This window comes from Sinorhizobium kostiense (assembly GCF_017874595.1).
Lineage (GTDB): Bacteria > Pseudomonadota > Alphaproteobacteria > Rhizobiales > Rhizobiaceae > Sinorhizobium > Sinorhizobium kostiense.
In genome coordinates this window covers 1-23,378 of sequence record NZ_JAGILA010000008.1, presented here as the reverse complement: position 1 = coordinate 23,378, position 23,378 = coordinate 1, and the positions used below count along the sequence as shown (strand labels likewise).

23 protein-coding genes are annotated in these 23,378 nt (G+C 63.1%); 16 read left to right on the top strand and 7 right to left on the bottom strand.

What is annotated here, in order from left to right:
- Positions 1–2 precede the first annotated feature (2 nt).
- Positions 3–701: a FadR/GntR family transcriptional regulator gene (locus J2Z31_RS23555; protein ID WP_209605235.1), complete on the top strand. Its 699-nt coding sequence runs from the start codon at positions 3–5 to the stop codon at positions 699–701.
- A 354-nt stretch (positions 702–1,055) separates the two neighbouring features.
- Here the strand turns inward: J2Z31_RS23555 and J2Z31_RS23550 are convergent, their stop codons facing one another.
- The 3 genes from J2Z31_RS23550 to J2Z31_RS23540 are packed head-to-tail and all read right to left on the bottom strand — an operon-like array spanning position 1,056 to position 4,332.
- A complete protein-coding gene (locus J2Z31_RS23550; protein WP_209605233.1) occupies positions 1,056–2,174 on the bottom strand; it encodes an iron-containing alcohol dehydrogenase in 1,119 nt (372 codons plus the stop codon).
- Between the two features lie 8 nt (positions 2,175–2,182).
- Positions 2,183–3,139, bottom strand: a complete 957-nt coding sequence (pdxA, locus tag J2Z31_RS23545; protein WP_209605231.1) for a 4-hydroxythreonine-4-phosphate dehydrogenase PdxA — start codon at positions 3,137–3,139, stop codon at positions 2,183–2,185.
- On the bottom strand, positions 3,136–4,332 hold the full coding sequence (locus tag J2Z31_RS23540) for a sialidase family protein (RefSeq protein WP_209605229.1): 1,197 nt from the start codon (positions 4,330–4,332) through the stop codon (positions 3,136–3,138). The genes pdxA and J2Z31_RS23540 overlap by 4 nt, the downstream gene beginning before the upstream one ends.
- Positions 4,333–4,669: 337 nt before the next feature.
- On the opposite strand from J2Z31_RS23540, the gene J2Z31_RS23535 reads away from it, so the two are divergent.
- The 6 genes from J2Z31_RS23535 (at position 4,670) to J2Z31_RS23510 (ending at position 10,955) form a co-directional block, all read left to right on the top strand.
- Positions 4,670–6,160, top strand: a complete 1,491-nt coding sequence (locus tag J2Z31_RS23535) for an ABC transporter substrate-binding protein (RefSeq protein WP_234939639.1) — start codon at positions 4,670–4,672, stop codon at positions 6,158–6,160.
- A gap of 87 nt (positions 6,161–6,247) precedes the next feature.
- Positions 6,248–7,162 (top strand): ABC transporter permease, encoded by a 915-nt coding sequence (locus J2Z31_RS23530; RefSeq protein ID WP_209605225.1) that lies wholly within the window; start codon positions 6,248–6,250, stop codon positions 7,160–7,162.
- Between the two features lie 11 nt (positions 7,163–7,173).
- Positions 7,174–8,097 (top strand): ABC transporter permease, encoded by a 924-nt coding sequence (locus J2Z31_RS23525; protein ID WP_209605223.1) that lies wholly within the window; start codon positions 7,174–7,176, stop codon positions 8,095–8,097.
- Positions 8,090–9,709: a dipeptide ABC transporter ATP-binding protein gene (locus J2Z31_RS23520; protein ID WP_209605221.1), complete on the top strand. Its 1,620-nt coding sequence runs from the start codon at positions 8,090–8,092 to the stop codon at positions 9,707–9,709. Before J2Z31_RS23525 ends, J2Z31_RS23520 begins: the two co-directional genes overlap by 8 nt.
- A 27-nt stretch (positions 9,710–9,736) precedes the next feature.
- A complete protein-coding gene (locus J2Z31_RS23515; protein ID WP_209605220.1) occupies positions 9,737–10,618 on the top strand; it encodes a dihydrodipicolinate synthase family protein in 882 nt (293 codons plus the stop codon).
- A gap of 133 nt (positions 10,619–10,751) precedes the next feature.
- Positions 10,752–10,955, top strand: coding sequence for a hypothetical protein (locus J2Z31_RS23510; RefSeq protein WP_209605218.1), 204 nt, complete (start codon positions 10,752–10,754; stop codon positions 10,953–10,955).
- Positions 10,956–11,023: 68 nt separating this feature from the next.
- Here J2Z31_RS23510 and J2Z31_RS23505 read toward each other — a convergent pair whose 3' ends face one another.
- Positions 11,024–11,494 (bottom strand): BA14K family protein, encoded by a 471-nt coding sequence (locus tag J2Z31_RS23505; RefSeq protein ID WP_209605216.1) that lies wholly within the window; start codon positions 11,492–11,494, stop codon positions 11,024–11,026.
- A 338-nt stretch (positions 11,495–11,832) separates the two neighbouring features.
- Between J2Z31_RS23505 and J2Z31_RS23500 the strand changes: the two genes are divergently transcribed.
- The 6 genes from J2Z31_RS23500 to J2Z31_RS23475 all read left to right on the top strand — a co-directional run bounded on the left by J2Z31_RS23500 (position 11,833) and on the right by J2Z31_RS23475 (position 17,310).
- Positions 11,833–12,135: a virulence factor gene (locus tag J2Z31_RS23500; protein ID WP_209605214.1), complete on the top strand. Its 303-nt coding sequence runs from the start codon at positions 11,833–11,835 to the stop codon at positions 12,133–12,135.
- Positions 12,128–12,712 (top strand): methylenetetrahydrofolate reductase C-terminal domain-containing protein, encoded by a 585-nt coding sequence (locus J2Z31_RS23495; protein WP_209605213.1) that lies wholly within the window; start codon positions 12,128–12,130, stop codon positions 12,710–12,712. Before J2Z31_RS23500 ends, J2Z31_RS23495 begins: the two co-directional genes overlap by 8 nt.
- On the top strand, positions 12,709–13,800 hold the full coding sequence (locus J2Z31_RS23490) for a methylenetetrahydrofolate reductase (protein WP_209605210.1): 1,092 nt from the start codon (positions 12,709–12,711) through the stop codon (positions 13,798–13,800). The genes J2Z31_RS23495 and J2Z31_RS23490 overlap by 4 nt, the downstream gene beginning before the upstream one ends.
- 141 nt (positions 13,801–13,941) lie before the next feature.
- Complete coding sequence (locus tag J2Z31_RS23485; RefSeq protein ID WP_209605208.1) at positions 13,942–14,904, top strand: methyltetrahydrofolate cobalamin methyltransferase; 963 nt, start codon at positions 13,942–13,944, stop codon at positions 14,902–14,904.
- Complete coding sequence (locus J2Z31_RS23480) at positions 14,904–15,242, top strand: hypothetical protein (protein ID WP_209605206.1); 339 nt, start codon at positions 14,904–14,906, stop codon at positions 15,240–15,242. Before J2Z31_RS23485 ends, J2Z31_RS23480 begins: the two co-directional genes overlap by 1 nt.
- Before the next feature lie 16 nt (positions 15,243–15,258).
- Entirely contained in the window at positions 15,259–17,310 is a 2,052-nt protein-coding gene (locus J2Z31_RS23475; protein WP_209605204.1) for an ASKHA domain-containing protein, read from the top strand.
- Between the two features lie 31 nt (positions 17,311–17,341).
- Here J2Z31_RS23475 and J2Z31_RS23470 read toward each other — a convergent pair whose 3' ends face one another.
- From J2Z31_RS23470 to J2Z31_RS23460, 3 genes are all read right to left on the bottom strand, one after another.
- Entirely contained in the window at positions 17,342–17,809 is a 468-nt protein-coding gene (locus tag J2Z31_RS23470) for an SRPBCC family protein (RefSeq protein WP_209605203.1), read from the bottom strand.
- A gap of 64 nt (positions 17,810–17,873) precedes the next feature.
- Positions 17,874–18,179: an ArsR/SmtB family transcription factor gene (locus J2Z31_RS23465; RefSeq protein WP_209605201.1), complete on the bottom strand. Its 306-nt coding sequence runs from the start codon at positions 18,177–18,179 to the stop codon at positions 17,874–17,876.
- A gap of 777 nt (positions 18,180–18,956) precedes the next feature.
- Complete coding sequence (locus J2Z31_RS23460; protein ID WP_209605199.1) at positions 18,957–19,847, bottom strand: LysR substrate-binding domain-containing protein; 891 nt, start codon at positions 19,845–19,847, stop codon at positions 18,957–18,959.
- 139 nt (positions 19,848–19,986) lie between these two features.
- On the opposite strand from J2Z31_RS23460, the gene J2Z31_RS23455 reads away from it, so the two are divergent.
- The 3 genes from J2Z31_RS23455 to J2Z31_RS23445 all read left to right on the top strand — a co-directional run.
- Positions 19,987–20,382 carry a hypothetical protein gene (locus J2Z31_RS23455; protein WP_209605197.1) on the top strand — a complete coding sequence of 132 codons (396 nt, stop codon included), beginning with the start codon at positions 19,987–19,989 and terminating at the stop codon, positions 20,380–20,382.
- 67 nt (positions 20,383–20,449) lie between these two features.
- A complete protein-coding gene (locus J2Z31_RS23450; RefSeq protein WP_209605195.1) occupies positions 20,450–20,650 on the top strand; it encodes a hypothetical protein in 201 nt (66 codons plus the stop codon).
- A gap of 797 nt (positions 20,651–21,447) precedes the next feature.
- Positions 21,448–23,378: VCBS domain-containing protein (locus tag J2Z31_RS23445; protein WP_209605194.1), on the top strand; the 1,931-nt coding region annotated here is incomplete at its 3' end.

Here is a 23,378-nt window from a genome sequence, read left to right as displayed (position 1 = left end):
AGATGGGATTGGAGAACGGAACAGCACGCAAGAGCCTCGGTGACCTCGTGTTCGAGCGCATGCACCGCGCGATCAAGTCCGGCGCTTATCAGCCGGATGAGCGTCTGCCGACCGAGCACGATCTGGCGATCGAGTTCGAGGTCTCCCGGCCGGTCGTTCGCGAGGCCCTGCGGCGGCTGCGGGAGCAGGGTTTCATCTATTCGCGTCGCGGCGCTGGCAGTTTCGTCCGCGCCGTCGGCATGCGCGAGCCGCTCGGCTTCGGACAACTGGAGAATGTCGCCGACCTTCTGAACTGTTATGAGTTCCGCCTGACCCTCGAGCCAGCAGCCGCGGCCGCGGCGGCAGAGCGTCACGATGCCGCCACGCTTTCGGCCATTCGTCAGGCGCTGGAGCTGATGCGCGATGCAACAAACCGCCAGTCCCATCGCGAGGATGCGGACTTCCAGTTTCACCTCGCGATCGCACGCGCGTCGCAGAACAGCTACTTCTTCACCGCCATGGAAGCGCTCAAGGACCACATTGCCGTCGGCATGCGGTTCCACGGCGCCTCGATCAAGCGCGAGACGACCGGTCTGACGCGGGTCTTTGCCGAACACGAGGCGATTGCCGAAGCCATTGCCGCGCGGGACGGGGCAAAGGCGCGCCAGCTGATGCACGATCACCTGACCGGGTCGCGCGAACGCCTGTTCCAGGCGAAATAGACTTTCAAATGTCAGAACCCCCGCCGAGCCGGGATGTTATGCCGTGCCGCGCGGGACGCCCACAGCGCCGTGCGTTCTTCAGGACGCCACGTTACACAGTAGCCACTTGGGTTTGGCGGATGCTTTTTCCGCCTCATCCCTGTGCTTGTCACAGGGATCCAGCAGCGACGCGTCTGCGGCGCGAAAGACTCTTTTCAGCCCAAGGACTTGGGCTGGCTGGATTCCTGTGACAAGCACAGGAATGAGGGGTGGAGGAGAGCCTTGGCCTACCGCAACCAACGAGGACAGGGCGCACAAAGAATGCAGCAAGTCTACGCGTCGTGCTTTCCGAAAATCGGTTCCGATTCTCCGCCGTTAGAAGGCTGCCTTGTAGACGCCGAGCACGTCCTCCACGCTCATATCGATCGGATTGTTGGCCATCAGGCGTCGGTTCGCATGCGCCTCATCGGCATAGAGCGGCAGATCGTCGGCCTTTGCGCCGTGGGCGGCGAGCGACATTTCGATGCCGAGGCTGCGGCAGAAATCGCAGGCGGCGCCAAGCAGCGCGGCGGCGGAAAGGCTCTCTCCCAGTCCCAGAGCTTCCGCGACCTCCGCCGTCTTGTCGGCCGCAACCGGCTGGTTGAAGGCGAGGACGTGCGGAAAGATGACGGCGTTCGCCAGACCATGCGGTAGACGCAGACGCGTGCCGAGCGGATAGGCAATGGCATGTCCTGCCGCCGTATTCACCGGCCCAAGGCAGATGCCGCCATAATAGGAGGCGAGCATCAGCCCCTCGCGCGCCTTGGTGTCGGCGCCATCTTTGACGGCGCGCGCGAGATACTTGCCGACGAGCCGAAAGCCCATGCGGGCGAAACCGTCGATCATCGGATGCGCGCGGCGATTGGTGAAGGCTTCGACGCAGTGCGCCATGGCGTCGACGCCGGTGGCTGCCGTTACCGCCGGCGGCACCGAATAGGTCAGTTCGGGATCGAGCACGGCGAAGTCGGCGATCATATGCGGGCTCTCGACCGCAATCTTGCTGCCCTTGCCGGGATCGGTAATCAGCGAGCGAATGCCCGCCTCCGAACCGGTACCAGCCGTGGTGGCCACCTGCGCAAGAGGCGTTCGACGGCCGGAAACCCGGTTTGGCCCGGCGACATCTGCAAGCGTCTGTTCAGAATCCCAGAGCACGGCGACGAGCTTTGCGACGTCGAGAACCGAGCCGCCGCCAAGACCGACGATAAGGTCCGGCCTGCTCTGCCGCGCGGCGTCGAGGGCTGCATCAAGCGTCGCAATGTCAGGCTCGCCGGCAATCGCGTCGAAGACGGTGATCCGGCCGGTGACCTCCAAGCGGTCGGCGAAACCGGCGGTGATCGGTGTTGCGATGACAAGGACCGACGCGGCGTCGGCAGCCCAGGGGCCGACCTCTCCGATCGTGCCGGCACCGACAGCAAGGCGGCGGGGCTGATGAAGGGTGATGGGAGTGATGGTCATGGAGGCGGTCATCCTCGCTTGGCCCCGCCGGCCACGAGCTGGCGGGCATAGGCGATGGCGGAGTTCATGTTGCCGTGATTGGCAATTCCCTTCCCGGCAATGTCGAATGCCGTGCCATGGTCGACGGAGGTACGGTCGATCGGCAGGCCCACCGAAACGTTCACGGCGGTATCGAAGGCGACGAGCTTGATCGGGATATGGCCCTGATCGTGATACTGCGCGACGACGAGGTCGAAGGCGCCCGAATAGGCGCGATAGAACACCGTGTCGGCGGAGATCGGACCGTAGGCATCGATACCCTCGGCCCGCGCCGCTTTCACCGCCGGCGCGATCTGGTCGTCGTCCTCGGTGCCGAAGAGGCCGTTTTCGCCGCAATGCGGATTGAGTCCGGCAACCGCAATCCTTGGCGCCGCATAGCCGATGCGCTTCAGGTGCTGGTCGCCCGCGCGGATCGTGGCAAGCACCCGCTCGGTCGTCGAGCGGCGGATCGCCTCCTGCAGCGAGACATGGGTCGAAACGTGAATGACCTTGAGCCGCTCGGAGGCGAGAAGCATATAGGCCGCCGTGGATCCGGTGAGGCTGCGCAGCATCCCGGTGTGGCCGTCATAGTGATGGCCGGCAAGGTTCAGCGCCTCCTTGTTGATCGGCGCGGTGACAATGCAGCCGATGACGCCGGCTTCCGCGTCCCGAACCGCTTTCTCGATGAAACGGAAGGCGGCGTCGCCGGCGACGGGGCTCAGCTGTCCCCACGGTAGCGGCGCGCCTTCGACGGGCAAGTCCACGACATAAGGCGCAGGATCGATGTCGAGATCAAGCACCGAACGCGCCGCCTCGAGCGTCGGGAGGTTGCCGTAGATGCGAATCGTCTCCCGCTCCTCCGGCGACATGCCGACGAGCGCGCGAAGCGAGATCTCGGGGCCGACGCCGCACGGATCCCCCATGGTTATGCCGATGATATCGCTCATGGAACTCTCCGTGCGTCGGCGCTGTCCCAGCCAGGGGCGAGGCGGACGTATTTGATAGCCCGCCGGTGATAGGTGTAGGCGAGGTGCATGGTGCCGTCCGGTCCCTCGAGCAGCCAGGGATAGGACATTTCCTTGTTGCGTCCATCGGTCGAGTCGTTGGAAAGGCAGGTGCCGGGTCCGTCCTCGATCGGCAGGCGACTGGTGAAGGTTTTGCCGCCGTCCTCCGACAGGCAGAGCGCGACCGGCGCGCGCGGCACGCCCCAGATCGGCACGCAGCCGCCGGTCGGATCCGCATCGGGGCGGCTGTCGTCCTCGCCGAGCTCGTCGTAAAGCGAAGTGCGGCGCTCGGCCGATTGCGCCGCGCTCACGGGATTGCAGATCATCGCGACCCGGCCGTCGCCAAGGCGCATCGCGGCGATTGAGGAATTGTTGTTCGGCACATCGGTCGGCCGTGGCACGGACCAGGAGCGGCCGCCGTCCAGGCTCTCGGACCGGTAGACCCAGTCCGCCTGGCGCCGCCGGAAGAAGGCGGCAAGGCGCCCTTCGCCAAGTGGAACGGGAGACATGTGCACGCAACCGATGGACTGGCCAAGGTCCTCGAGCCGCCATGTAGCCCCCCGGTCGAGCGAGACGCCGACGGCGGCCGTGTCGTGGCTGCCGTTCCACTTCTGGCCGGGCCGCTGGACGCAGCGGAAGATCGGCAATAGCCACGCCCCGTCGTCGCGTACGACCAGCGGTGCGCGGACGAAGCAGCCGCGCGGCAGGTCGAGATAGCGGCCTTCCGCAGCCGTGAGCGTCAGCGGATCGGATGCATCGCAACGGATCTCGGCCATGCGGATCCGGCACTCATCCTGATTGCCGGAGGGCTGCGAGGTGTGGAACAGCCAAAGCCTGCCGTCCGGGGCCGTGAAGAGCACTGGATTCTGCTCGGAATGGGCAGGGTCGAAGCTCAGCCGCTGCGGTGGTCCCCATTGCGACGCTCCCTTCGGCAGGACGCAAGCAAAGATCGAGATATCCGATTTGCCCTCGAGCGTCCCGCCAAACCAGGCGCAGACGAGGGCGCCATCGGAAAGCAGATGCAAAAACGCCGCATGGTTCTGAATCATCGGCGACGGCAGCAGTGCCTCGTCGCGGCCGGGCGACGCTGATTGAAGCAGGCCATTCATGTTGCGGGCTATTTCCTCGGGGTCCATCGGCTCCTCCTGCATGTCGTCGACAATCGTGAAATTTGCGGAGTTGTCAAGTTTAAGAATGTCACTTCTTATCCGATACCCATTCTTCTAAAGTCGCAACTCGTTGACAATGTTGCCATTTTTTCTCTGTCAGCGATGCATGATTTTTTACATGATAAAACAAATTGACAAACTTGCGGGAAAGGAAGATGGTCTGTGTAGCCGGCGAGGCCGGGAGGAGATTTTCATGCCGCAAGCCTGCAGCCCTCAGAAGGCACGAACGGCCCTCATCTTTGTGGCAGGCGCTGCAACATCTGGCTGAACGATATTCACGTAGGGAGGAAATGCCGTGAAGAAAATGCTTGTCTTGGGTGCCCTCATGCTGGGCTCTGCCCTTTCCCCCGCCTTCGCGGGGTCCGGCCCGATTAAGATCGTGCTCCCCGAGGAGGCGGACCTGCTTGAGCCTTGCATGGCGACGCGCTCGAATATCGGCCGCATCATCATGCAGAACGTCAGCGAGACGCTGACGGAGCTCGACCTTCGCGGCGACAAGGGCCTGATGCCGCGCCTTGCCGAAAAGTGGGAGCAGAACGCCGACGGCAGCTGGCGCTTCCACCTGCGTCAGGGCGTCAAGTTCTCCGACGGCACTGCCTTCGACGCGAAAGACGTCAAGCATAGCTTCGACCGTATCATGAGCGACAAGAACGCCTGTGAATCGCGCCGGTACTTCGGCGGCATGACCGTGACGCCCACCGTCGTCGATGACCACACGATCGATTTCAAGGCCGACCCGGCGCAGCCGATCCTGCCGCTCCTGATGTCCCTGGTCACCATCGTCCCCGAAGAAACGCCGCTCGAATTCGTGCGCGAGCCGGTCGGCACCGGTCCCTATAAGCTGACCAACTGGACGCCGGGTCAGCAGATCGTGCTGACGCTTCGTGACGACTATTGGGGCGCTAAGCCCGACGTAACGGAAGCCACCTATCTGTTCCGTGCCGACCCGTCGGTGCGTGCCGCGATGGTGCAGACCGGCGAAGCAGATCTGTCCCCGTCGATCTCGCAGCTCGACGCCACCAATCCGGCGACGGATTTCTCCTACCTCGACAGCGAAACCGTCTATCTGCGCATTGACCACAATATCGAGCCGCTGAACGACGTCCGCGTTCGCCGCGCACTGAACCTTGCCATCGACCGCCAGGCCTTCATTGGCACGCTGGTTCCGGAAGGCGCGCTGCTCGCGACGGCCATCGTTCCACCGCCGACGCTCGGCTGGAACCCGGATGTGAAGGTCTTCCCCTTCGATCCGGAGGGCGCGAAGAAGCTGCTCGAGGAAGCCAAGGCGGATGGCGTCAAGGTTGAAACCCCGATTACCATCATCGCTCGTTCGGCGAATTTCCCGAATGTCACCGAGATCATGGAAGCCATCCAGGCGCAGTTGCAGGACGTCGGCTTCAAGGTCGACCTCAAGTTCGTCGAGGTTGCCGAGCACGAACAGTACTACTCCAAACCCTTCAAGGAAGGTCGCGGCCCGCAGATCGTTGCAGCCATGCATGACAACTCGAAAGGCGACCCCTCCTTCTCGATGTTCTTCAAATACGCCTCCGACGGCACCCAGTCCGGCTTCGCCGACCCGAAGGTCGACGACCTGATCAAGCGCGCCTCGGCGGTGGTCGGCGACGAACGCGCCAAGCTCTGGTCGGAACTGATCGCCTATCTTCACAACGACGTCGTCGCGGACGTTCTCCTGTTCCACATGGTCGGCTTCTCGCGTGTTTCCGAGCGCCTGGACTTCAAGCCGACCATGGCGACCAACTCGACGCTCCAGCTTTCGGAGATCAAGATCAAGTAAACGCGCACTGGCAAACCATATGGTTGTCAGCCACAACATCAATCGAGGCGGCGGGATGATCTCGCCGCCGGATTCCTTGAGGGCGCCATGCTGAAATTCGTTCGAAAGCGCGCTGTGGCCAGTCTGATCTCGCTCATCGGGCTGATCGTAATGGTCTTCTTTCTCTCGCGGTTGACGGGCGATCCGGCGGCCCTGTTCCTTCCGGTCGAAGCCTCCGCGGAGATGAAGGAGCAGTTCCGAGAACTGCACGGCCTGAACGACCCTCTATTGGTGCAGTTCGCGCGCTATGTCGGCGACGTGCTGACGGGCGATTTCGGCGAGTCGCTGCGCAAGGCTCGCCCGGCGCTCGACGTGGTGCTCGAAGCCTTCGTCTGGACCCTCTGGCTCGCCGTGATCACGATGGCGCTCGTCGCAGGCGCCGCCATCGTCGTAGGTTCGCTTGCCGCCTTCCGCGCAGGCGGCTTCTTCGACCGCCTTTCGTCCGTCATCTCGTTGATCGGTGCGTCGGTCCCCGATTTCTGGGTCGCCATCGTCGCGATCGTCATCTTTTCCGTAAACCTCGCTTGGCTGCCGACCTCGGGCACAGGCTCCCTCCTCCACTGGATACTGCCGATCTCGGTGCTTTTCATTCGGCCGTTCGGCATTATCGTGCAGGTGGTGCGCGGCTCCATGATCGGCGCGCTCTCCTCGGCCTATGTGAAGACGGCACGGGCCAAGGGCGTCAAATCCGGCCCGATCATCTTCGTGCACGCCCTGCGCAATGCCATGCTGCCGGTCATCACCGTGATCGGCGACCAGGCGGCCAGCCTGTTGAACGGTGCGGTCATCGTCGAGACCATTTTCGGCTTTCCGGGCGTCGGCAAGCTGATGATCGATTCCATCCTGCAACGTGACTTCAACGTCGTGCTCGCCGCCATCCTTGTCACGGCGCTGGCAATCTTCCTCATGAACCTGCTGATCGACCTTGCCTATGCGCTGCTCGATCCGCGGATACGGCATTGAGGAGACCCGCCATGACACTGCAATCCACCGATACCGCCATTGCCGAGGAACCCGGCTTCGCAACGCGTATGCTCCGCATGCTGCTCGCCGACAAGTTCGCGCTCTGTGCGGCGATCTTCCTGCTCCTGATCCTGATCCTCGCCATCGTCGGGCCGAGCTGGCTCGGCGATCTGGCGACGAAACAAAATCTCAGGGGCCGCAATGCCGCGCCTTTCGACTGGGAGCGCGGCTGGGTCTGGTGGATGGGCGCGGATGCGCTCGGCCGGCCGCTCCTTGCCCGCATCATCGTCGCGGCGCAGAACACGCTTATGGTTGCGGCCGGCGCCGTCGCGGTTTCGGCGGTCGTCGGCACCCTGCTCGGGCTTGTCGCCGGCTTCTCCTCGCCGCGCGTCAACCAGGTGATCATGCGGCTTGCCGACGTCATCATGTCCTTCCCGTCGCTGCTGGTCGCCGTGATCGTGCTCTATATCCTCGGGTCGTCGATCCTGAACCTGATGCTTGTGCTCGCGATCACCCGCATCCCTGTCTATCTCAGGACGACGCGCGCCGAGGTGCTCGAGATCCGCGAGCGCATGTTCGTACAGGCTGCCCGGGTCATGGGCGCGTCGAGCAAGCGCATCCTCTTCCGCCATATCCTGCCGGTCGTGCTGCCAACGCTGACGACGCTTGCGACCCTGGACTTCGCCTACGTCATGCTCGCCGAAAGCGCCCTGTCCTTCCTTGGCATCGGCATCCAGCCTCCGGAGATAACCTGGGGCCTGATGATCTCGCAGGGCCGGCAATATCTCACCAACGCGTGGTGGCTGTCCTTCTGGCCGGGACTTGCGATCATCCTCACCACCTTGTCACTGAACCTGCTTTCGAACTGGCTGCGCATCGCGCTCGATCCGGTGCAGCGCTGGCGCCTCGAAATGAAAGGTCGCAACAATGGCTGATCATCTCCTGGAAGTCCGCAACCTTTCGGTCGAGTTCCACACCGCGATGGGCGTGGTAAAGGCGGTTCGCAACATCTCCTATCACCTCGATCGAGGCGAGACGCTGGCGATCCTCGGCGAAAGCGGGTCGGGCAAGTCGGTCTCCTCGTCGGCCATCATGAACCTGATCGACATGCCGCCCGGGCGCATCAGTTCGGGAGAAATCCTGCTCGACGGCGTCGACCTCCTCAAGATGCCGGCGCCGGAACGGCGCGAGGTGAACGGCCGGCGCATCGCCATGATCTTCCAGGATCCGCTGAGCCACCTCAATCCGGTCTATACGGTCGGCTGGCAGATCCGCGAAGCGCTCACGACGCATGGAGCGAATGCCGCCACCGCCCGGGCCGAGGCCCTGCGACTCTTGACACGTGTCGGCATTCCGGACCCTGAACGTGCGCTCGACAAATACCCGCACGAGTTCTCAGGCGGCCAGCGGCAACGCGTGATGATCGCCATGGCGCTGGCGCTCAGACCCGACCTGCTGATTGCGGACGAACCGACGACGGCGCTCGACGTCACCGTTCAGGCGGAAGTTCTCGCCCTGCTTGAAGAATTGCAGCAAGAGACCGGCATGGCGGTGCTGATCATCACGCACGATCTCGGCGTGGTCGCCGAGATCGCCGACCGGGTCGTGGTGATGGAGAAGGGTGAACTGGTCGAGGCGGGCACGGTCCGCGAGGTCTACAAGAACCCGCAGCATCCCTACACGAAGAAGCTCATCGCCGCCGCTCCCGGAAAGGGCGAGATGCATGTACCAGTTGCCCGCAGCGAGCCCGTTCTTTCGGTTCGCGACGTGCGCAAGCGCTATGGCGCCTTTGAGGCGCTCAAGGGCGTTTCCTTCGATCTCATGCCCGGCGGGACGATCGCGGTCGTCGGCGAAAGCGGCTCGGGCAAATCGACGCTCGCCCGCATCCTGCTGCGCCTCGACGAACCGGATGGCGGCAGCGCACTCTGGAAAGGACGCGATCTCTTTACGATGTCGCCGGCCGAACTTTACAAGCTTCGTCGCGACCTGCAGATGGTGTTCCAGGATCCGACGCAGTCGCTCAATCCGCGCATGACCGTGTACCAGCTCATATCCGAGGCCTGGGTCATCCACCCGGACATCCTTCCCAAGCCGAGATGGCGCGAGCGCGTGGCCGAATTGCTGGTACAGGTAGGGCTTGCGCCGGATCATATGGGCCGCTATCCGCACCAGTTTTCCGGCGGACAGCGACAGCGCATCGCCATTGCCCGCGCGCTTGCGCTCGAACCCCAGCTTATCATCTGTGACGAGGCCGTGTCGGCCCTTGACGTCTCGGTGCAGGCGCAGGTCATCGCGCTGCTCGACAAGCTACGCCGGGAGATGGGGATCGCATTCATCTTCATTGCCCACGACCTGCCGGTCGTGCGCGACTTCGCCGACCATGTTCTGGTCATGCAGAAGGGCAATGTGGTTGAGCTCGGCACCGTGCGCGAGGTGTTCGAAGCTCCGCGGCAAGACTATACCCGCACCCTTCTCGCCGCCGGCCTCGACCCCGATCCCGACGTCCAGGCCGTCCACCGCGCCGCCCGCCTCCAGCGGGTTTCCTAAAGGCGCCATCCGCTCAGAGGAAGACCCATGACCAAGCAAGCCTTCGTGGCCCTCGTCACCTGCTTCAACGAGGACGAAACCATCAACTACCAGGCCACCCGTGCTCAGGTCCGCCGTCAGGTCGACGCCGGCAACAACATCATGTGCGCCGGCACCAACGGCGATTTCACCGCACTCACCTTCGAGGAAAAGGTGCGGCTGACCGAAGAGGTGGTCGACGAGGTGGACGGTCGCGTCAAGGTGATCGTCAATGCCGGCATGCCTGCGACCTTCGAGACGGTGAAGCTGGCGCGCGAATTCGACCGTATCGGCGTCGATGGCATCGCCGTCATCACGCCCTTCTTCATCGCCTGCACGCAGGACGGCCTGATTCGCCATTTTTCGACCGTAGCCGATACGGTGAAGACGCCAATCTATCTCTACGACATACCGGCACGCACGCAGAACCATATCGAACCGGAAACCGCGCGAACCCTTGCCCGCCACGGCAACATCGCCGGCATCAAGGATTCGGGCGGTGCGAAGGAGACGCTGGAAGCCTATCTTCAGGTCGCCAAGGAGGTCGAGGGGTTCGAAGTCTACTCCGGGCCTGACCATCTGGTGCTTTGGGCGCTTCAAAACGGCGCGGCGGGCTGCATTTCCGGCCTTGGCAATGCCATGCCTGATGTCCTCGCTGGCATCTTGAACGCCTTCAATGCGGGCGACATCGCCGAAGCGGAAAGGCAACAGGCGACCTTCGCCGCCTTTCGCACGGAGCTTTATGCGCTGGGCTTTGCCCCCGCCATGGTCAAGCGGGCCCTCTACCTGCAGGACGCCTCCGTCGGTGCCAGCCGCCAACCGGCCTTGCTGCCGACCAAAGCGCAGGACGATCAGATCGCGACCATATTGCGCCGGTACCGCCTGCTTTAGATCACGAGGAGTTTAGGTGTTTCCGGAAATCGGTTCCGATTTCCGGGTTGCCTCGTCTTGCGCCCTTGTCTTGAAGGCGCAACAGGAGGAACATAGGTCGCTTCATATTTCCAATCCTTGATTGGAGAAGGCGATGTCCCACAGAGCTTCGATAGCTGCGATCCTGATCGCACTTCTGGCGATCTCCGGATGTATGAGCAATCAAGCCAGCCAGCAGAATACCGCCCCTCCTCCTCCGGGCAGTTCCGCCGGTGCCGGCGGCGGCATGGACGGCGGCAGCCAGGCCGGCGGCACCCAAGGTGGCGGCAGCCAGGGTGGCGGAAGTTCCGGCTATTGATGCCGGCACCCAGCTCGAACGCGATGATCTGGGCGCCCCGTCCATCATCACGAACGGGCCGCTGAAACTCAGTAGTAGGGCGAGTAGCACTGCTCCCGCGGCCCGCCGTAGGGCTGGTAGGAATTGTCGAAGGCGCGGTAGGACCGATAGCGGTCGTAGCACCAGCGGACATGGCGCGCCGGCAGGTCCGGGGCCGCGTAGCGCGGCTCGACATGCCGGGGCGGTGAAGCGATCGCGCCGCCGATGATCATTCCGGCGCCGAAAGCTGCCAGCGGATACCACCAGCCGTCGTTGTGCCTGCGGTATCCCTCCCGCCGTTCACGGTAACCACGATATCCGTTGTAATAACTGGACCGGGGGCCGCCATCTCCTTGCCAGCGGTGAGGTGGACCACGACGGTGCCATGGCTTGTGGTGCACCAACTCAACTTTATCCGAAGCCTGTTCGGAGACCGGCGCCAACGGGGGTATGGCATGCGCAGGCGCATAGCCGGTAAGCGCCGTCGCCGCGGCAAGAAGCAGGATTCCAACCTTCCTCATCTCAGCACCCAATTTGCTTAACACCCAATTTGCTTTTCAAAGGCGCGCCAAAGTTGGCCGCCGGAACGTGAACCCACAGTGAATGATAATGTCCGAACATTCTGAAGTGGCCGGATGAGACGGACCAACCGCTCGATTCGAGGCACTGCGTCGCTGGCCTTCTGCGCGGATTTCTCCGCAGCGATGCCACTCCGAACGGGCACCCGTCGGTGCCTGACGCAGCCGCTGAGATGCGCAATGGTGGAGCGTCGTTTTTTGACATATCCGACGTCGTGCCAAGGTGAGCCACGACAGCCGGTAAATGCGCATTGTCCGCTATAGAGGAGATCAGGAATCCTATGGCAGACCGCATCATCGTCTACTGGCGCGACATACCCGCCCAGGTCATCATCAAACAGGGCCGCAAGAGCGCCAAACGCGAGCTTTCGATGCGCTTCACCGAGGCGATCGACATGTGCGCCATGCGCACCGGCGCCGCGGAGACCGACGACTATCTTGCCGAATGGCGCAAGGCCGATCCGGTTCCGGTTTCGGACGATATCGAGGCGGAGGCGGACAAGGCGGCAGCCGAGCTGGAGGCCGCCTACGACAAGGAACGGCTGGTGGCGCTCGTCAAGGCCGGAGGGCGCGAAAATGCCTGATCCGAAGGTTGTCACCGGCAATGCCCAGCCCGCCAGGAAGGCGGCAACGGGCGCCTATACGCCGAAGAATGTCTCGCCGAGCCGGCGCTCGCGCCATAAATACACCGTCCGGCTCTGGGCGGTCCGGCACTCGCGCTTCCTCGAATGGTTCTACAACCGCTTCGCCGATATGTTCCTGAAGCTTCATCCGCTGTGGAACGCCGTCGGCTACGGTCGCGTTGAACGGCCGGTGACCTTTCTTGAGCGCCACGCCAAGGGCTTCCTCTTCGACTGTCGGATGTGCGGCCAGTGTGCGCTGTCCTCGACCGGCATGTCCTGCCCGATGAACTGTCCGAAGCAGCTCAGGAACGGCCCCTGTGGCGGCGTTCGTGCCAATGGCAATTGCGAGGTCGAGCCGGACATGCCCTGCGTTTGGGTGCAGGCCTGGAAGGGCTCGCGGAACATGGTGAAGGGCGACGCGATCATGAACGTGCAGCCGCCGGTAAACCAGTCGCTCCGGGAAACGTCTGCCTGGCTGCGCGTAACGGCCGAGGCGGCAGCCCGCCGCGAAGCAGTGAATAAGGAAGGCCAGCAATGAGCCCGGACATCAATCCCCACGATCCCGGCGCGCCGCTCGATCCCCTGCCCGGCCATTCCTCGCGGGGCCGGCTGGAGCGCGTGCTGCGCCGCGGCGAGTTCGCGGTGACCGCCGAACTCAACCCGCCGGACAGCGCCAATCCTGAGGACGTCTACGAGCGCGCTGCGATCTTCGCCGGCTGGGTGGACGGCATCAATGCCGTCGATGCCTCCGGCGCCAATTGCCACATGTCGTCCGTTGGCATCTGCGCGCTGCTGACGCGCATGGGCTATGCGCCGATCATGCAGATCGCCTGCCGCGACAAGAACCGCATCGCCATCCAGGGCGACGTGCTCGGCGCCTCCGCCATGGGCGTGCAGAACATCATGTGCCTGACCGGCGACGGCGTGCAGGCCGGGGATCAGCCGGGCGCCAAGCCCGTCTTCGATCTCGACTGCATGTCGCTGCTCGATACCGTGCGCATCATGCGCGACAATTCGAAGTTCCTCTCCGGCCGAAAGCTGACGACGCCGCCGCAGGTCTTCCTCGGCGCTGCGATCAATCCCTTCGCTCCGCCCTACGACTTCCGGCCCTACCGCCTTGCCAAGAAGATCGAGGCGGGTGCGCAATTCGTCCAGAGCCAATATTGCTTCGACGTGCCGATGTTCCGCGAATACATGAAGAAGGTTCGCGACCTCGGTCTTCACGAGAAGTGCTTCATCCTGGTCGGCGTCGGTCCGATGGCGTCGGCAAAGACGGCGCGCTGGATCCGCTCCAATGTCCCGGGGATCCATATTCCCGACAGCGTGATCACGCGGCTGGAGGGCGCCCAGGACCAGAAGAAGGAAGGCAAGCAGCTCTGTATCGACATCATCAACGAGGTGAAGGAGATCGAGGGCGTCTCCGGTGTGCACGTCATGGCCTACCGGCAGGAGGAATATGTGGCGGAGATCGTCCATGAGTCCGGCGTGCTCAAGGGCCGCAGGCCGTGGAAACCGGAGGCCAGCCCGACGGATGCGCTCGTCGCCGAGCGGCTCGAGCATATTCGGGAAGGCGTCGAAGAGAATCAGCAGCAGATGGCGGAGGCCGCGGCACACCATCCGCACTGAGGCGAAAAAGCGCGATGGCGGTGCAATGATCTTGCGCCTGCATCGATAGCAGAGGAAAACCGGCGCCCGGCTCGACCGACGCCTTACAAACGCAGATTGGGCCGATTACATAGCCCAGGCCACCGGATCAGAGGATCTCATATGACCCGTACCATCGTTGCTTCCGCCACCCGAGAAATTGTCATCGGCTTCGACCAGCCCTTCTGCGTCATTGGCGAGCGCATCAACCCGACCGGCCGCAAGAAGCTCGCCGCCGAAATGATCGAAGGCAACTTCGAGACGGTCATCAAGGACGCGCTGGAACAGGTCGCCGCGGGCGCGACGATGCTCGACGTCAATGCCGGCGTCACCGCCGTCAACCCGAACGAGACCGAGCCGCCGCTGCTCGTCAAGACGCTTGAGATCGTGCAGGGTCTCGTCGATGTGCCGCTGTCGATCGACAGCTCCGTGACCGCGGCGATCGAGGCCGGCCTCAGGGTCGCCAAGGGGCGCCCGCTCGTCAACTCGGTTACCGGCGAAGAGGAAAAGCTCGAGGCGATCCTGCCGCTCTGCAAGAAATACGACGTGCCGGTCGTGGCCATCTCCAACGACGAGACCGGCATCTCCGAGGATCCGGACGTCCGCTTCGCCGTCGCCAAGAAGATCGTCGAGCGGGCAGCCGACTACGGCATCAAGTCGCACGACATCGTCGTCGATCCGCTCGTCATGCCGATCGGCGCCATGGGAACGGCCGGCCAGCAGGTGTTCGCGCTGCTGCGGCGCCTGCGTGAAGAGCTCAAGGTCAACACGACCTGCGGCCTTTCCAACATCTCCTTCGGCCTGCCGCATCGCCACGGAATCAATGCCGGCTTCATCCCGATGGTGATCGGCGCCGGCATGACCTCGGCGATCATGAATCCCTGCCGTCCGCAGGAAATGGAGGCGGTGCGCGCCGCGAACGTGCTGAACGGCACCGATCCGAACTGCACCCACTGGATCATGACCTATCGCGATCACAAGCCGGCCGAGGGCGGCCATGCGGTCGCCGCCGCGGCGCCGGCTGGCGGCGGCGGACGCCGCGGCGGACGCGCAGCGCGGACCGGGGCAGCAGCGAGGGCGGAGTGATGGCCAGGCACCGCAATATTGCCAGCGATCTGGCGACGCTCTGGTTTCAGGCGCCGATGGTCATTGCCGCCCGCACCCAGGCGATGACCATGGCTGCCATGACCGGATCGGCGGTCGACTATGCCGAGGCAAGCCGGATGGTGACCGAAAAGATGGCGGCGGCAGCCGAATGCGCCGTTGCCGCCAACATGGCGCTGATGAAGGAAAGCATGAACGCAGCCGCGGCGATGGCTGCCGGCAAGAAGTCGACCGCGGCTGGTCACAAGCGGATCACGGCGGCTGCCCTTCGCCCCTATGCCAAGCGCGTGCGGGCGAATGCCCGCAGGCTCGCAAAGTAGTTAGGCGAGAAGAACGATGCTGAACATACCCCCGAAGGACGAAAAGACCGATGCCCTCGTGCTCTTCATGCCGTCGGGGAAGCGCGGCCGTTTTCCGGTCGGCACGCCAATCCTTGATGCCGCCCGTTCGCTCGGTGTCTATGTCGAGAGCGTCTGCGGCGGACGCGCCACCTGCGGGCGCTGCCAGATTTCCGTCCAGGAAGGCAATTTCGCCAAGCACAAGATCGTTTCGTCCAACGAGCATGTCTCGCCGGTCGGCCCGAAGGAGCAGCGCTATGCCAGCGTGCGCGAACTGCCGGATGGTCGACGCCTTTCCTGCTCGACGCAGATCCTTGGCGATCTCGTCATCGACGTGCCGCAGGACACCGTCATCAATGCGCAGGTCGTGCGCAAGGCCGCGACCGACCGGGTGATCGAGCGCAATGCCGCCGTCCAGCTCTGCTACGTCGAGGTCGACGAGCCCGACATGCACAAGCCGCTCGGAGATCTCGACCGGCTGAAGGCGATGCTCGAGAGGGACTGGGGCTGGAAGGATCCGTTGATCGCGCCGCACCTCATTCCGCAGGTGCAGGCCATCCTGCGCAAGGGCAACTGGGCGGTAACCGCCGCGATCCACCGCGACATGGATTCCTCGCGTCCCTTCATCGTCAGCCTCTGGCCGGGTCTCAAGAACGAGGCCTACGGGATCGCCTGCGACATCGGCTCGACGACGATCGCCATGCACTTGGTCTCGCTGCTCTCCGGCCGCATCGTCGCCTCCTCGGGCACATCGAACCCGCAGATCCGCTTCGGCGAGGACCTGATGAGCCGCGTGTCCTACGTGATGATGAATCCGGACGGCCGCGAAGCGATGACCAAGGCCGTGCGCGAAGCGGTGAACGGCCTGATCGGCAAGGTTTGCAGCGAAGGCGGCGTCGACCGCCACGACATTCTCGACATGGTCGTCGTCGCCAACCCGATCATGCATCACCTCTTCCTCGGCATCGACCCGACGGAGCTCGGCCAGGCGCCGTTCGCGCTCGCGGTTTCCGGGGCGCTGCAATATTGGGCGCATGAGATCGACATGGACGTCAATCCCGGTGCGAGGCTCTACATGCTGCCTTGTATCGCCGGACATGTCGGCGCCGACGCCGCGGGCGCCGCGCTCTCGGAAGGTCCGCACCGGCAGGACAAAATGATGCTGCTCGTCGACGTCGGTACCAATGCCGAGATCGTGCTCGGCAACAGGGAGCGCGTCGTTGCCGCCTCTTCGCCGACCGGCCCCGCCTTCGAGGGCGCGGAGATTTCATCCGGCCAGCGCGCGGCACCGGGAGCCATCGAGCGCGTGCGGATCGACCCGGAGACGCTGGAGCCCCGCTTCCGGGTGATCGGCGTCGACAAATGGTCGGACGAGGAAGGTTTTGCCGAGGCAGCGGCCTCAGTCGGCGTCACCGGCATCTGCGGCTCGGCGATCATCGAGGTCGTCGCGGAGATGTATCTCACCGGCATCATCTCGCAGGACGGCGTCGTCGACGGTTCGCTCGCCGCCCGCTCGCCGCGCATCGTGCCGAACGGCCGCACCTTCTCCTATCTGCTGCACGAGGGGGAGCCGCGTATCACCGTCACGCAGAACGACATCCGAGCGATCCAGCTCGCCAAGGCCGCGCTCTATGCCGGCATCAAGCTGCTCATGGAAAAGCAGGGCGTCGACCGGGTCGACGCCATCCGCTTCGCCGGCGCCTTCGGATCCTTTATCGACCCGAAATACGCAATGGTGCTCGGCCTCATTCCGGACTGCGATCTCACCGAAGTGAAGGCGGTCGGCAATGCCGCCGGCACCGGCGCGCTGATGGCCCTCCTCAACCGCGGCCACCGCCGCGAAATCGAGCAAACAGTCAGGAAAATCGAGAAGATAGAGACGGCTCTTGAATCGAAATTTCAGGAGCACTTCGTCAACGCCATGGCGATGCCGAACAAGGTTGACGCCTTTCCGAAGCTCGCCGAAGTCGTCAGCCTGCCCGCCCGCAAGGTGTTCGCCGACGAGGGCGAAGCAACCGGCGGCCGCCGGAGGCGCAGGAGCCGGGAATAGCCCCGTTTCCAGCGCGCCCAACGTTGCTGCATCAGGTCGCCCTCTCCGCATAGGATCCCAACAGACCGCCCCAGCCGCTGTCGGAATCGAGAATGCCGCGCAGCTCGGCGGCCCTGGCGCCGTAATTGGCAAGCTGGCGGTGTTCGAGGGTGACGGCGGTCTCGTTCTCTCCCCTCGCCTCGAAGAGGACCTCCACTTCCGTATGGAGTTGGGGATCGAAGTCGAAATCGGCATTGAGCTGCCAGGCGAAGAGGATGCGGTTCGGCCGGTCGCAGTCGATGACGCGGCCCCAATTGCATTCCTCGCCGGCATTGCCGATTTCATACCAGCGACCGTCCGCGACCGCTTCGACGACCACGGTTCTCTGACCGGATTGCGTCAAGCTGTGATCCTTGATCCACCAGGTGCCCATATCCTTGACGAAAACGTCGAAGGCCTTTTCAAGCGGTGCGCGAACGGTCACCGACTTGCGCACCGGAGCGGGTTCGATCGTATGCATGATATCTCCTTCTCGTTTATCTGCTGTAGACTTGCCCAGGCAGGAAGGCCCCGCCAACCCTCTATCAATCCTCCTCTCGCTCGGCGGCTACCTTGAACGAGGCAAGCTGATCGCCCCAGAAACGATCGAGCCATTGCCTGAGCGGCCAAAGCCCGTCGGGGTCGATCGAATAGATCCGCCGCGCACCCGAAGCTGCGTCGCGCACCAGGCGCGCTTCCTTCAGGACCTTCAAATGCTGCGAGATCGCCGGCTGCGACACCGGCAGCGCCCTTGCGAGTTCAGCCACCGATTGCTCCCGCGCCGCGAGCCGCTCGAAAATGGCGCGCCGGGTTGGGTCGGCAAGCGCCGCGAACAATTTACCATAAGTCATGGCTTATTGTAAGCAATGACTTATCAATGTCAACCAAATTGGCGCCAGCCTTCACGGCCGGCATAGACTGGATGCCAGTTCGCGGAGTGCGGACGTCAGCAACAAGGTAGCCGTCGGCGGGTACGCCGCGTTCCCGCGAGAGTGTCGATGAATTTCATGATCTCGACTTCCGAAATGACCGGTTTTCTTCAGCCCGGCCCGTTAAGTGGCGAACATCGGACCATGGTCCGATACCAAGCTTTCAGCGCTGAGCTAGTTTTTTGACCTTCGAATCGGTCGTGGAGTTCTTGTCGTGACTAAGGTTTTTGTTGCCGCCATGACGCTTGTAATGGTTGGGTTCTGGGGTTCTGTCGGCGTTCTGATTTACACGCTGCTCATGTGAACCAACGGAGGAAGGCGCCCCACGGGCAAGCTGCACTTTGTTGGGTAGCGGAATCTCAGGCTGTCCCCTATAGTCTCCTTCCGGCAATGGAGGTTGCCTAAGGAGGATCACATGAGCGACACCACTTTCGGGTTTCTTGTGGCGGCTGAACTATCAGCCCTATTCTGGGCCGCAGTGCTGATGGTGGTCTTCTAGCGCACTTCATTCTTGGTTGCAGGCCTGGGAATTGAACTCGCGAATTACCGCGCTGCTCGCAGACAGTGTCGCTCGCCGATCCATGTGCGCAAGCTAGCGGCTCGAGTCGGGAAAAGCAGCCAGAGGCCGACCAGCGAAAAAGCGCATTTCTCCAATGTGCCGATCGTGAACTTTCCGCAGCGGCCCGGCGCCAGCCTTCGCTACTGCATCTGCAGTTCCTCGAAGGCGGCGCGCACATGTTCGGCAACCGCCAGCACCGGTGCCGGCGCGTCCTCGATCACCTTGAGGCCGATATTATAGTGGCCGAGATCGGGCAGGCCGTCGTGCTCGCCAAGCTGGACCATCTCGCCCTGGACGAGGTAACGCGGCAATGGTGCGATCGCGAGCCCGGCAAGTACCGCTGCGCGCTGCCCGGTGGTGTAGGCACTGAGGAACGCCACGCGAAACTTGCGGCCGGCACGCGTGAGTTTCTCGACGGCGTCGGCACGCCAGACGCAACCGTCCTCCCACATGGAGACCGGCAGCGGGTCGCGGAGATGGGCGTTGCCACACTTGGCACCGGCCCAGACCAGCTTTTCCTGCAGCAGGATTTCGCCGTCCCTTGCCGAATCTTCGGTCAGGCTGTTGAAGATGGCAAGGTCCAGCCGATGCTCGTCGACCCTCTTGCGCATGGCATTGCTCATGCCGATGGAAACGTCGACCGTCACGTTGGGATAGCTTTCGGCAAAGCGCTTTAGCACGTCCGGAAGGATCCTCTCCCCGACATCCTCCGGCGCGCCGACCCGGACGACGCCGTTCATGTCGGGCAGCAGGAAGCGCGACACGGTCTCGTTGTTGAGCGAAATGAGCCGCCGGGCGAAACCGAGCAGCAGTTCACCCTTCGGTGTCAGCGACACCGAGCGCGCGTCGCGCAGGAAGAGCGTGCAGCCTAGGGTCTCCTCGAGCTTCTTGATCTGCATCGAGACCGCCGATGGCGTGCGGTAGACCGCTTCGGCAGCGGTGGTGAAGTTGCCGGTCTCGGCGATGGCGACGAAAGTCTTCAGCACATCCATCTCGAGCAGCGGAAGCGAATGACGCAGCATCACGTTCATGGCGGCACCCTTATTCAGAAAATCTGAATGATAGCTTAACCTCATTTCGTTTGATTGAACATCACAAGGGAGCGATAGTCAAGCTGCAAGGGAGAAGCGGGATCCGTCCCAGTTCGAACCGATCTAAGAGGAGAAGGCTATGGCCGCCCTGACATTGGCAGTCGCAAACCCAAACGCCGCCGAGCGGCGCGTTGAGAACTTCGCGCCCCCCAATCGATCGATGCCTCAGGCTCGGAAGTCCATTCGACCTGCAGACCGTTCGTCGCCATCCCGCGACGATCGCGACTTCCTGCTGGCGCTCTTGGCGCGCGCCGGACTGGTGATCGAACGATTGGCGTCGGAAAGACGCGCCGCCAATGCCGCCAGGAACTGGGTGGAAACCCGCCGCCAGTTGGCGAAACTGCCGTCGATGGTCAGAGACGACCTGTTACATGCGGAACTGAGCGTGATCGGAGCGCCTGATAAAGATGTTCGCATGGAGCGGCAACCAATCACCATAGGTGATGGAAAGCATCAAACATATTCGTTTGATTGATCGATCAGGTTGCGCCATACACGGATCATGGTCGCGACCTTTTGAGATGCTCAGAAGGAAACCAGCAATGTCTATGAACCAGCATTCATCAGCATCATCCAGTCAGAGCCTTTCGGCACTGCCCGGCTTTTTCAACCTGCGCGCCCGGGCCTGGGCAGCGTGGAAGCGTCATCGTAACGAGCGCGTTCTGGAAAACCTTTCCTACGACACACTGAAGGATATCGGCTTCCCTTCGGTCGACGATGCGATGCACAAGACGGAGCAATGACCAGCGACGTCGAATGCCATCCTCCCGGCATTGACCGCGCAGTGAAAGCTTGAAGGGCATTCCCTGATACGGAATGCCCTTCTTGTTTGCGCGGACGGTCGACCGTGTCTCCGGACAACTGGAAGCTCGCTCGAAGCGAGATATGGACGGGGCGACAACTTTTTGGATACTGTGATAACGACAAACGGAGATCACTCCGATATTGCTATACCCATAGCTGAACGGATAGGAATTGCAAGCAAACACGATTAGCACTCCTCAGTTCTCGTTATATTTAATACCAAGAAAAGCATCTTTTTATTATTACATACGGCGAATGTTACTACATTCTAGAATATAAGGTGCACCAAAGTCGCTGAAGCTTCATCGAACTGCGACTGAGGCAAACCAAGATAAATTTACAAGGTACTACCGGAGCAGCCGATTGATAGAGCTGCCCGGGAAGGAGCAGGCGCTTGTATAGAGTAATTTTGCCTGACGAGGGCGCGCCGGCTTTGATTGCTGGGGAACCGACTAAAGTCGGTCGGTTCCCCAGCACCCCATGCACGCGTTGTGCAACGCGAGGGAAATCCAAATCTCCACGAAGCAGGCGACGTGGTCGCCTTTGTCCCGAGTTCTCGGGACATCCCCAACCTGTCCGAACGGCTGGATAGGAGGCGGATTCCGGCGCCTGCTCGCTTGCGAAATTTCCGATCGGCACAGCTCGGGCCGACGGCGGTAACGACGGGTCTGATGTCCCGTTACAGGGTGAGTTTGCGGTACCTCGATGCAAGGTGCCTTAGGGAAGGGGAAACATCATGGCTACGCAGACCACAGGCGGTGGCAGCACCACATCCTTCAACAACACGCAGGCGCAGGACGACGTCTATGGATGGACCGAGGAGCAACTGCTGGCGTCCAGCATCTACGATGCGGCCACGCACACCATCACCTTGGACGTGACTTCGAACGATCTCGGCGGGAAGGCGAAGACGCTCTGGTCGATCGACGACGGCGGTACCAATCTCATGTCCGAGTTGTTGAAGAGCAACACCACGACGAACTGGGAGAAGACCGCCGAAGGAAACTGGATCCGTGTCTGCAACGGAAAGATCGAGTATAGAATCGAAAGTGGTTCGAATTCGCCCGATAGCGCCCGGAGCATCGATTCGCTGACTGGCGACGATCATATCCAGGACTCGTTCTATTACTCGATCCGGCTTTCCAATGGCACCCTGAGCTATGCGAAGGTGACGGTGGATATCGTCGGTCAGAACGACGCGGCGGCGATCGGTGGCACTTCCACAGCATCCGTCATCGAAGCGGGCGGCGCCGGCAATGGCGATCCCGGTGCGCCGACCGCCTCCGGCACGCTGCAGGTCGACGATGTCGACGCCGGCGAAAAGCACTTCAAGTCGCCCACCGAAAGCGCGCTCAATGGCGCCTATGGCAGCTTCGCGTTCAACCAACTGACCGGGCAGTGGAGCTACACCCTCGACAACGACCGCTCCGCAACGCAGGCGTTGACCGCTGGTCAAGTCGTGACCGAGACACTGACGGTGTGGTCCGCCGACGGCACGGCCAGTCGAGACATCGTCGTGACAATCACCGGCAGCAATGACGCGCCGGTGGTGAGCGGCGCGGTGACCGGCAAGGCGACCGAGGACGGCACGGCGGTGACGCTCGTGGCCCTCGCCAATGCGAGCGACGTCGACGATGCCACCACGCTTGAGGTGGTCGGCGTCCCGGCCCTGCCGGCAGGCGTCAGCTACGACCCCGCCACCCAGGCCTTCACGCTCGACCCGACGGATGCCGCCTACCAGCACCTCGCCGCCGGCCAGTCGACGGTGGTGACCGTCAGCTACGGCGTCTCCGACGGCATCGCGACGACGCCGGCTTCGGTCAGCTGGACCGTCACCGGCACCAACGATGCGCCGGTGGTAAACGGCGCGGTGACCGGCGAGGCAACCGAGGACGGTACGGCGGTGACGCTCCAGGCCATTGCGAACGCGAGCGACGTCGACGACGCCACCACGCTTCAGGTGGTCGGCGTCCCGGCCCTGCCGGCGGGCGTCAGCTACGACCCCGCCACCCAGGCCTTTACCCTCGACCCGACGGATGCCGCCTACCAGCACCTCGCCGCCGGCCAGACGACGGTGGTCACCGTCAGCTATGGCGTCTCCGACGGCATCGCGACGACGCCGGCTTCGGTCAGCTGGACCGTCACCGGCACCAACGATGCGCCGGTGGTAAACGGCGCGGTGACCGGCGAGGCAACCGAGGACGGCACGGCGGTGACGCTCGATGCCCGTGACAACACAACCGACGTCGACGATGCCACCACGCTTGAGGTGGTCGGCGTTCCGGCCCTGCCGGCGGGCGTCAGCTACGACCTCGCCACCCAGACCTTCACCCTCGATCCGACGGATGCCGCCTACCAGCACCTCGCCGCCGGCCAGTCGACGGTGGTGACGGTCAATTATGGCGTTTCCGACGGTGTCGCGACGACGCCGGCATCGGTGAGCTGGACCGTCACCGGCAGCAACGATAACCCGACGACGGGTGCGGTGACTTTGGCGGCGGTCGCCGAAGATAGCGGCGCGCGCCTGATCACCCAGGCGGAGCTGCTGGCCAACGCCGCCGACGTTGACGGTGACAGCCTGACGGCGTCGGACCTTGAGATCGCCGTGGGCAACGGTGCGCTGGTCGACAACGGCAATGGCACCTGGACCTTCACGCCGGCCGCCAA

Bases quoted from the DNA above. Each gene is read 5' to 3' on its own strand.
- J2Z31_RS23465 (WP_209605201.1), bottom strand. From the start codon at position 18,179: ATGACTTATGGTAAATTGTTCGCGGCGCTTGCCGACCCAACCCGGCGC.
- J2Z31_RS23500 (WP_209605214.1), top strand. From the start codon at position 11,833: ATGGCAGACCGCATCATCGTCTACTGGCGCGACATACCCGCCCAGGTC.
- J2Z31_RS23550 (WP_209605233.1), bottom strand. From the start codon at position 2,174: ATGACCATCACTCCCATCACCCTTCATCAGCCCCGCCGCCTTGCTGTC.
- J2Z31_RS23510 (WP_209605218.1), top strand. From the start codon at position 10,752: ATGTCCCACAGAGCTTCGATAGCTGCGATCCTGATCGCACTTCTGGCG.
- J2Z31_RS23450 (WP_209605195.1), top strand. From the start codon at position 20,450: ATGTCTATGAACCAGCATTCATCAGCATCATCCAGTCAGAGCCTTTCG.
- J2Z31_RS23520 (WP_209605221.1), top strand. From the start codon at position 8,090: ATGGCTGATCATCTCCTGGAAGTCCGCAACCTTTCGGTCGAGTTCCAC.
- J2Z31_RS23525 (WP_209605223.1), top strand. From the start codon at position 7,174: ATGACACTGCAATCCACCGATACCGCCATTGCCGAGGAACCCGGCTTC.
- J2Z31_RS23515 (WP_209605220.1), top strand. From the start codon at position 9,737: ATGACCAAGCAAGCCTTCGTGGCCCTCGTCACCTGCTTCAACGAGGAC.
- J2Z31_RS23540 (WP_209605229.1), bottom strand. From the start codon at position 4,332: ATGGACCCCGAGGAAATAGCCCGCAACATGAATGGCCTGCTTCAATCA.
- J2Z31_RS23530 (WP_209605225.1), top strand. From the start codon at position 6,248: ATGCTGAAATTCGTTCGAAAGCGCGCTGTGGCCAGTCTGATCTCGCTC.
- J2Z31_RS23470 (WP_209605203.1), bottom strand. From the start codon at position 17,809: ATGCATACGATCGAACCCGCTCCGGTGCGCAAGTCGGTGACCGTTCGC.
- J2Z31_RS23475 (WP_209605204.1), top strand. From the start codon at position 15,259: ATGCTGAACATACCCCCGAAGGACGAAAAGACCGATGCCCTCGTGCTC.
- J2Z31_RS23480 (WP_209605206.1), top strand. From the start codon at position 14,904: ATGGCCAGGCACCGCAATATTGCCAGCGATCTGGCGACGCTCTGGTTT.
- J2Z31_RS23535 (WP_234939639.1), top strand. From the start codon at position 4,670: ATGCTTGTCTTGGGTGCCCTCATGCTGGGCTCTGCCCTTTCCCCCGCC.
- J2Z31_RS23495 (WP_209605213.1), top strand. From the start codon at position 12,128: ATGCCTGATCCGAAGGTTGTCACCGGCAATGCCCAGCCCGCCAGGAAG.
- J2Z31_RS23460 (WP_209605199.1), bottom strand. From the start codon at position 19,847: ATGAACGTGATGCTGCGTCATTCGCTTCCGCTGCTCGAGATGGATGTG.
- J2Z31_RS23485 (WP_209605208.1), top strand. From the start codon at position 13,942: ATGACCCGTACCATCGTTGCTTCCGCCACCCGAGAAATTGTCATCGGC.
- J2Z31_RS23555 (WP_209605235.1), top strand. From the start codon at position 3: ATGGGATTGGAGAACGGAACAGCACGCAAGAGCCTCGGTGACCTCGTG.
- J2Z31_RS23505 (WP_209605216.1), bottom strand. From the start codon at position 11,494: ATGAGGAAGGTTGGAATCCTGCTTCTTGCCGCGGCGACGGCGCTTACC.
- J2Z31_RS23455 (WP_209605197.1), top strand. From the start codon at position 19,987: ATGGCCGCCCTGACATTGGCAGTCGCAAACCCAAACGCCGCCGAGCGG.
- J2Z31_RS23490 (WP_209605210.1), top strand. From the start codon at position 12,709: ATGAGCCCGGACATCAATCCCCACGATCCCGGCGCGCCGCTCGATCCC.
- pdxA (WP_209605231.1), bottom strand. From the start codon at position 3,139: ATGAGCGATATCATCGGCATAACCATGGGGGATCCGTGCGGCGTCGGC.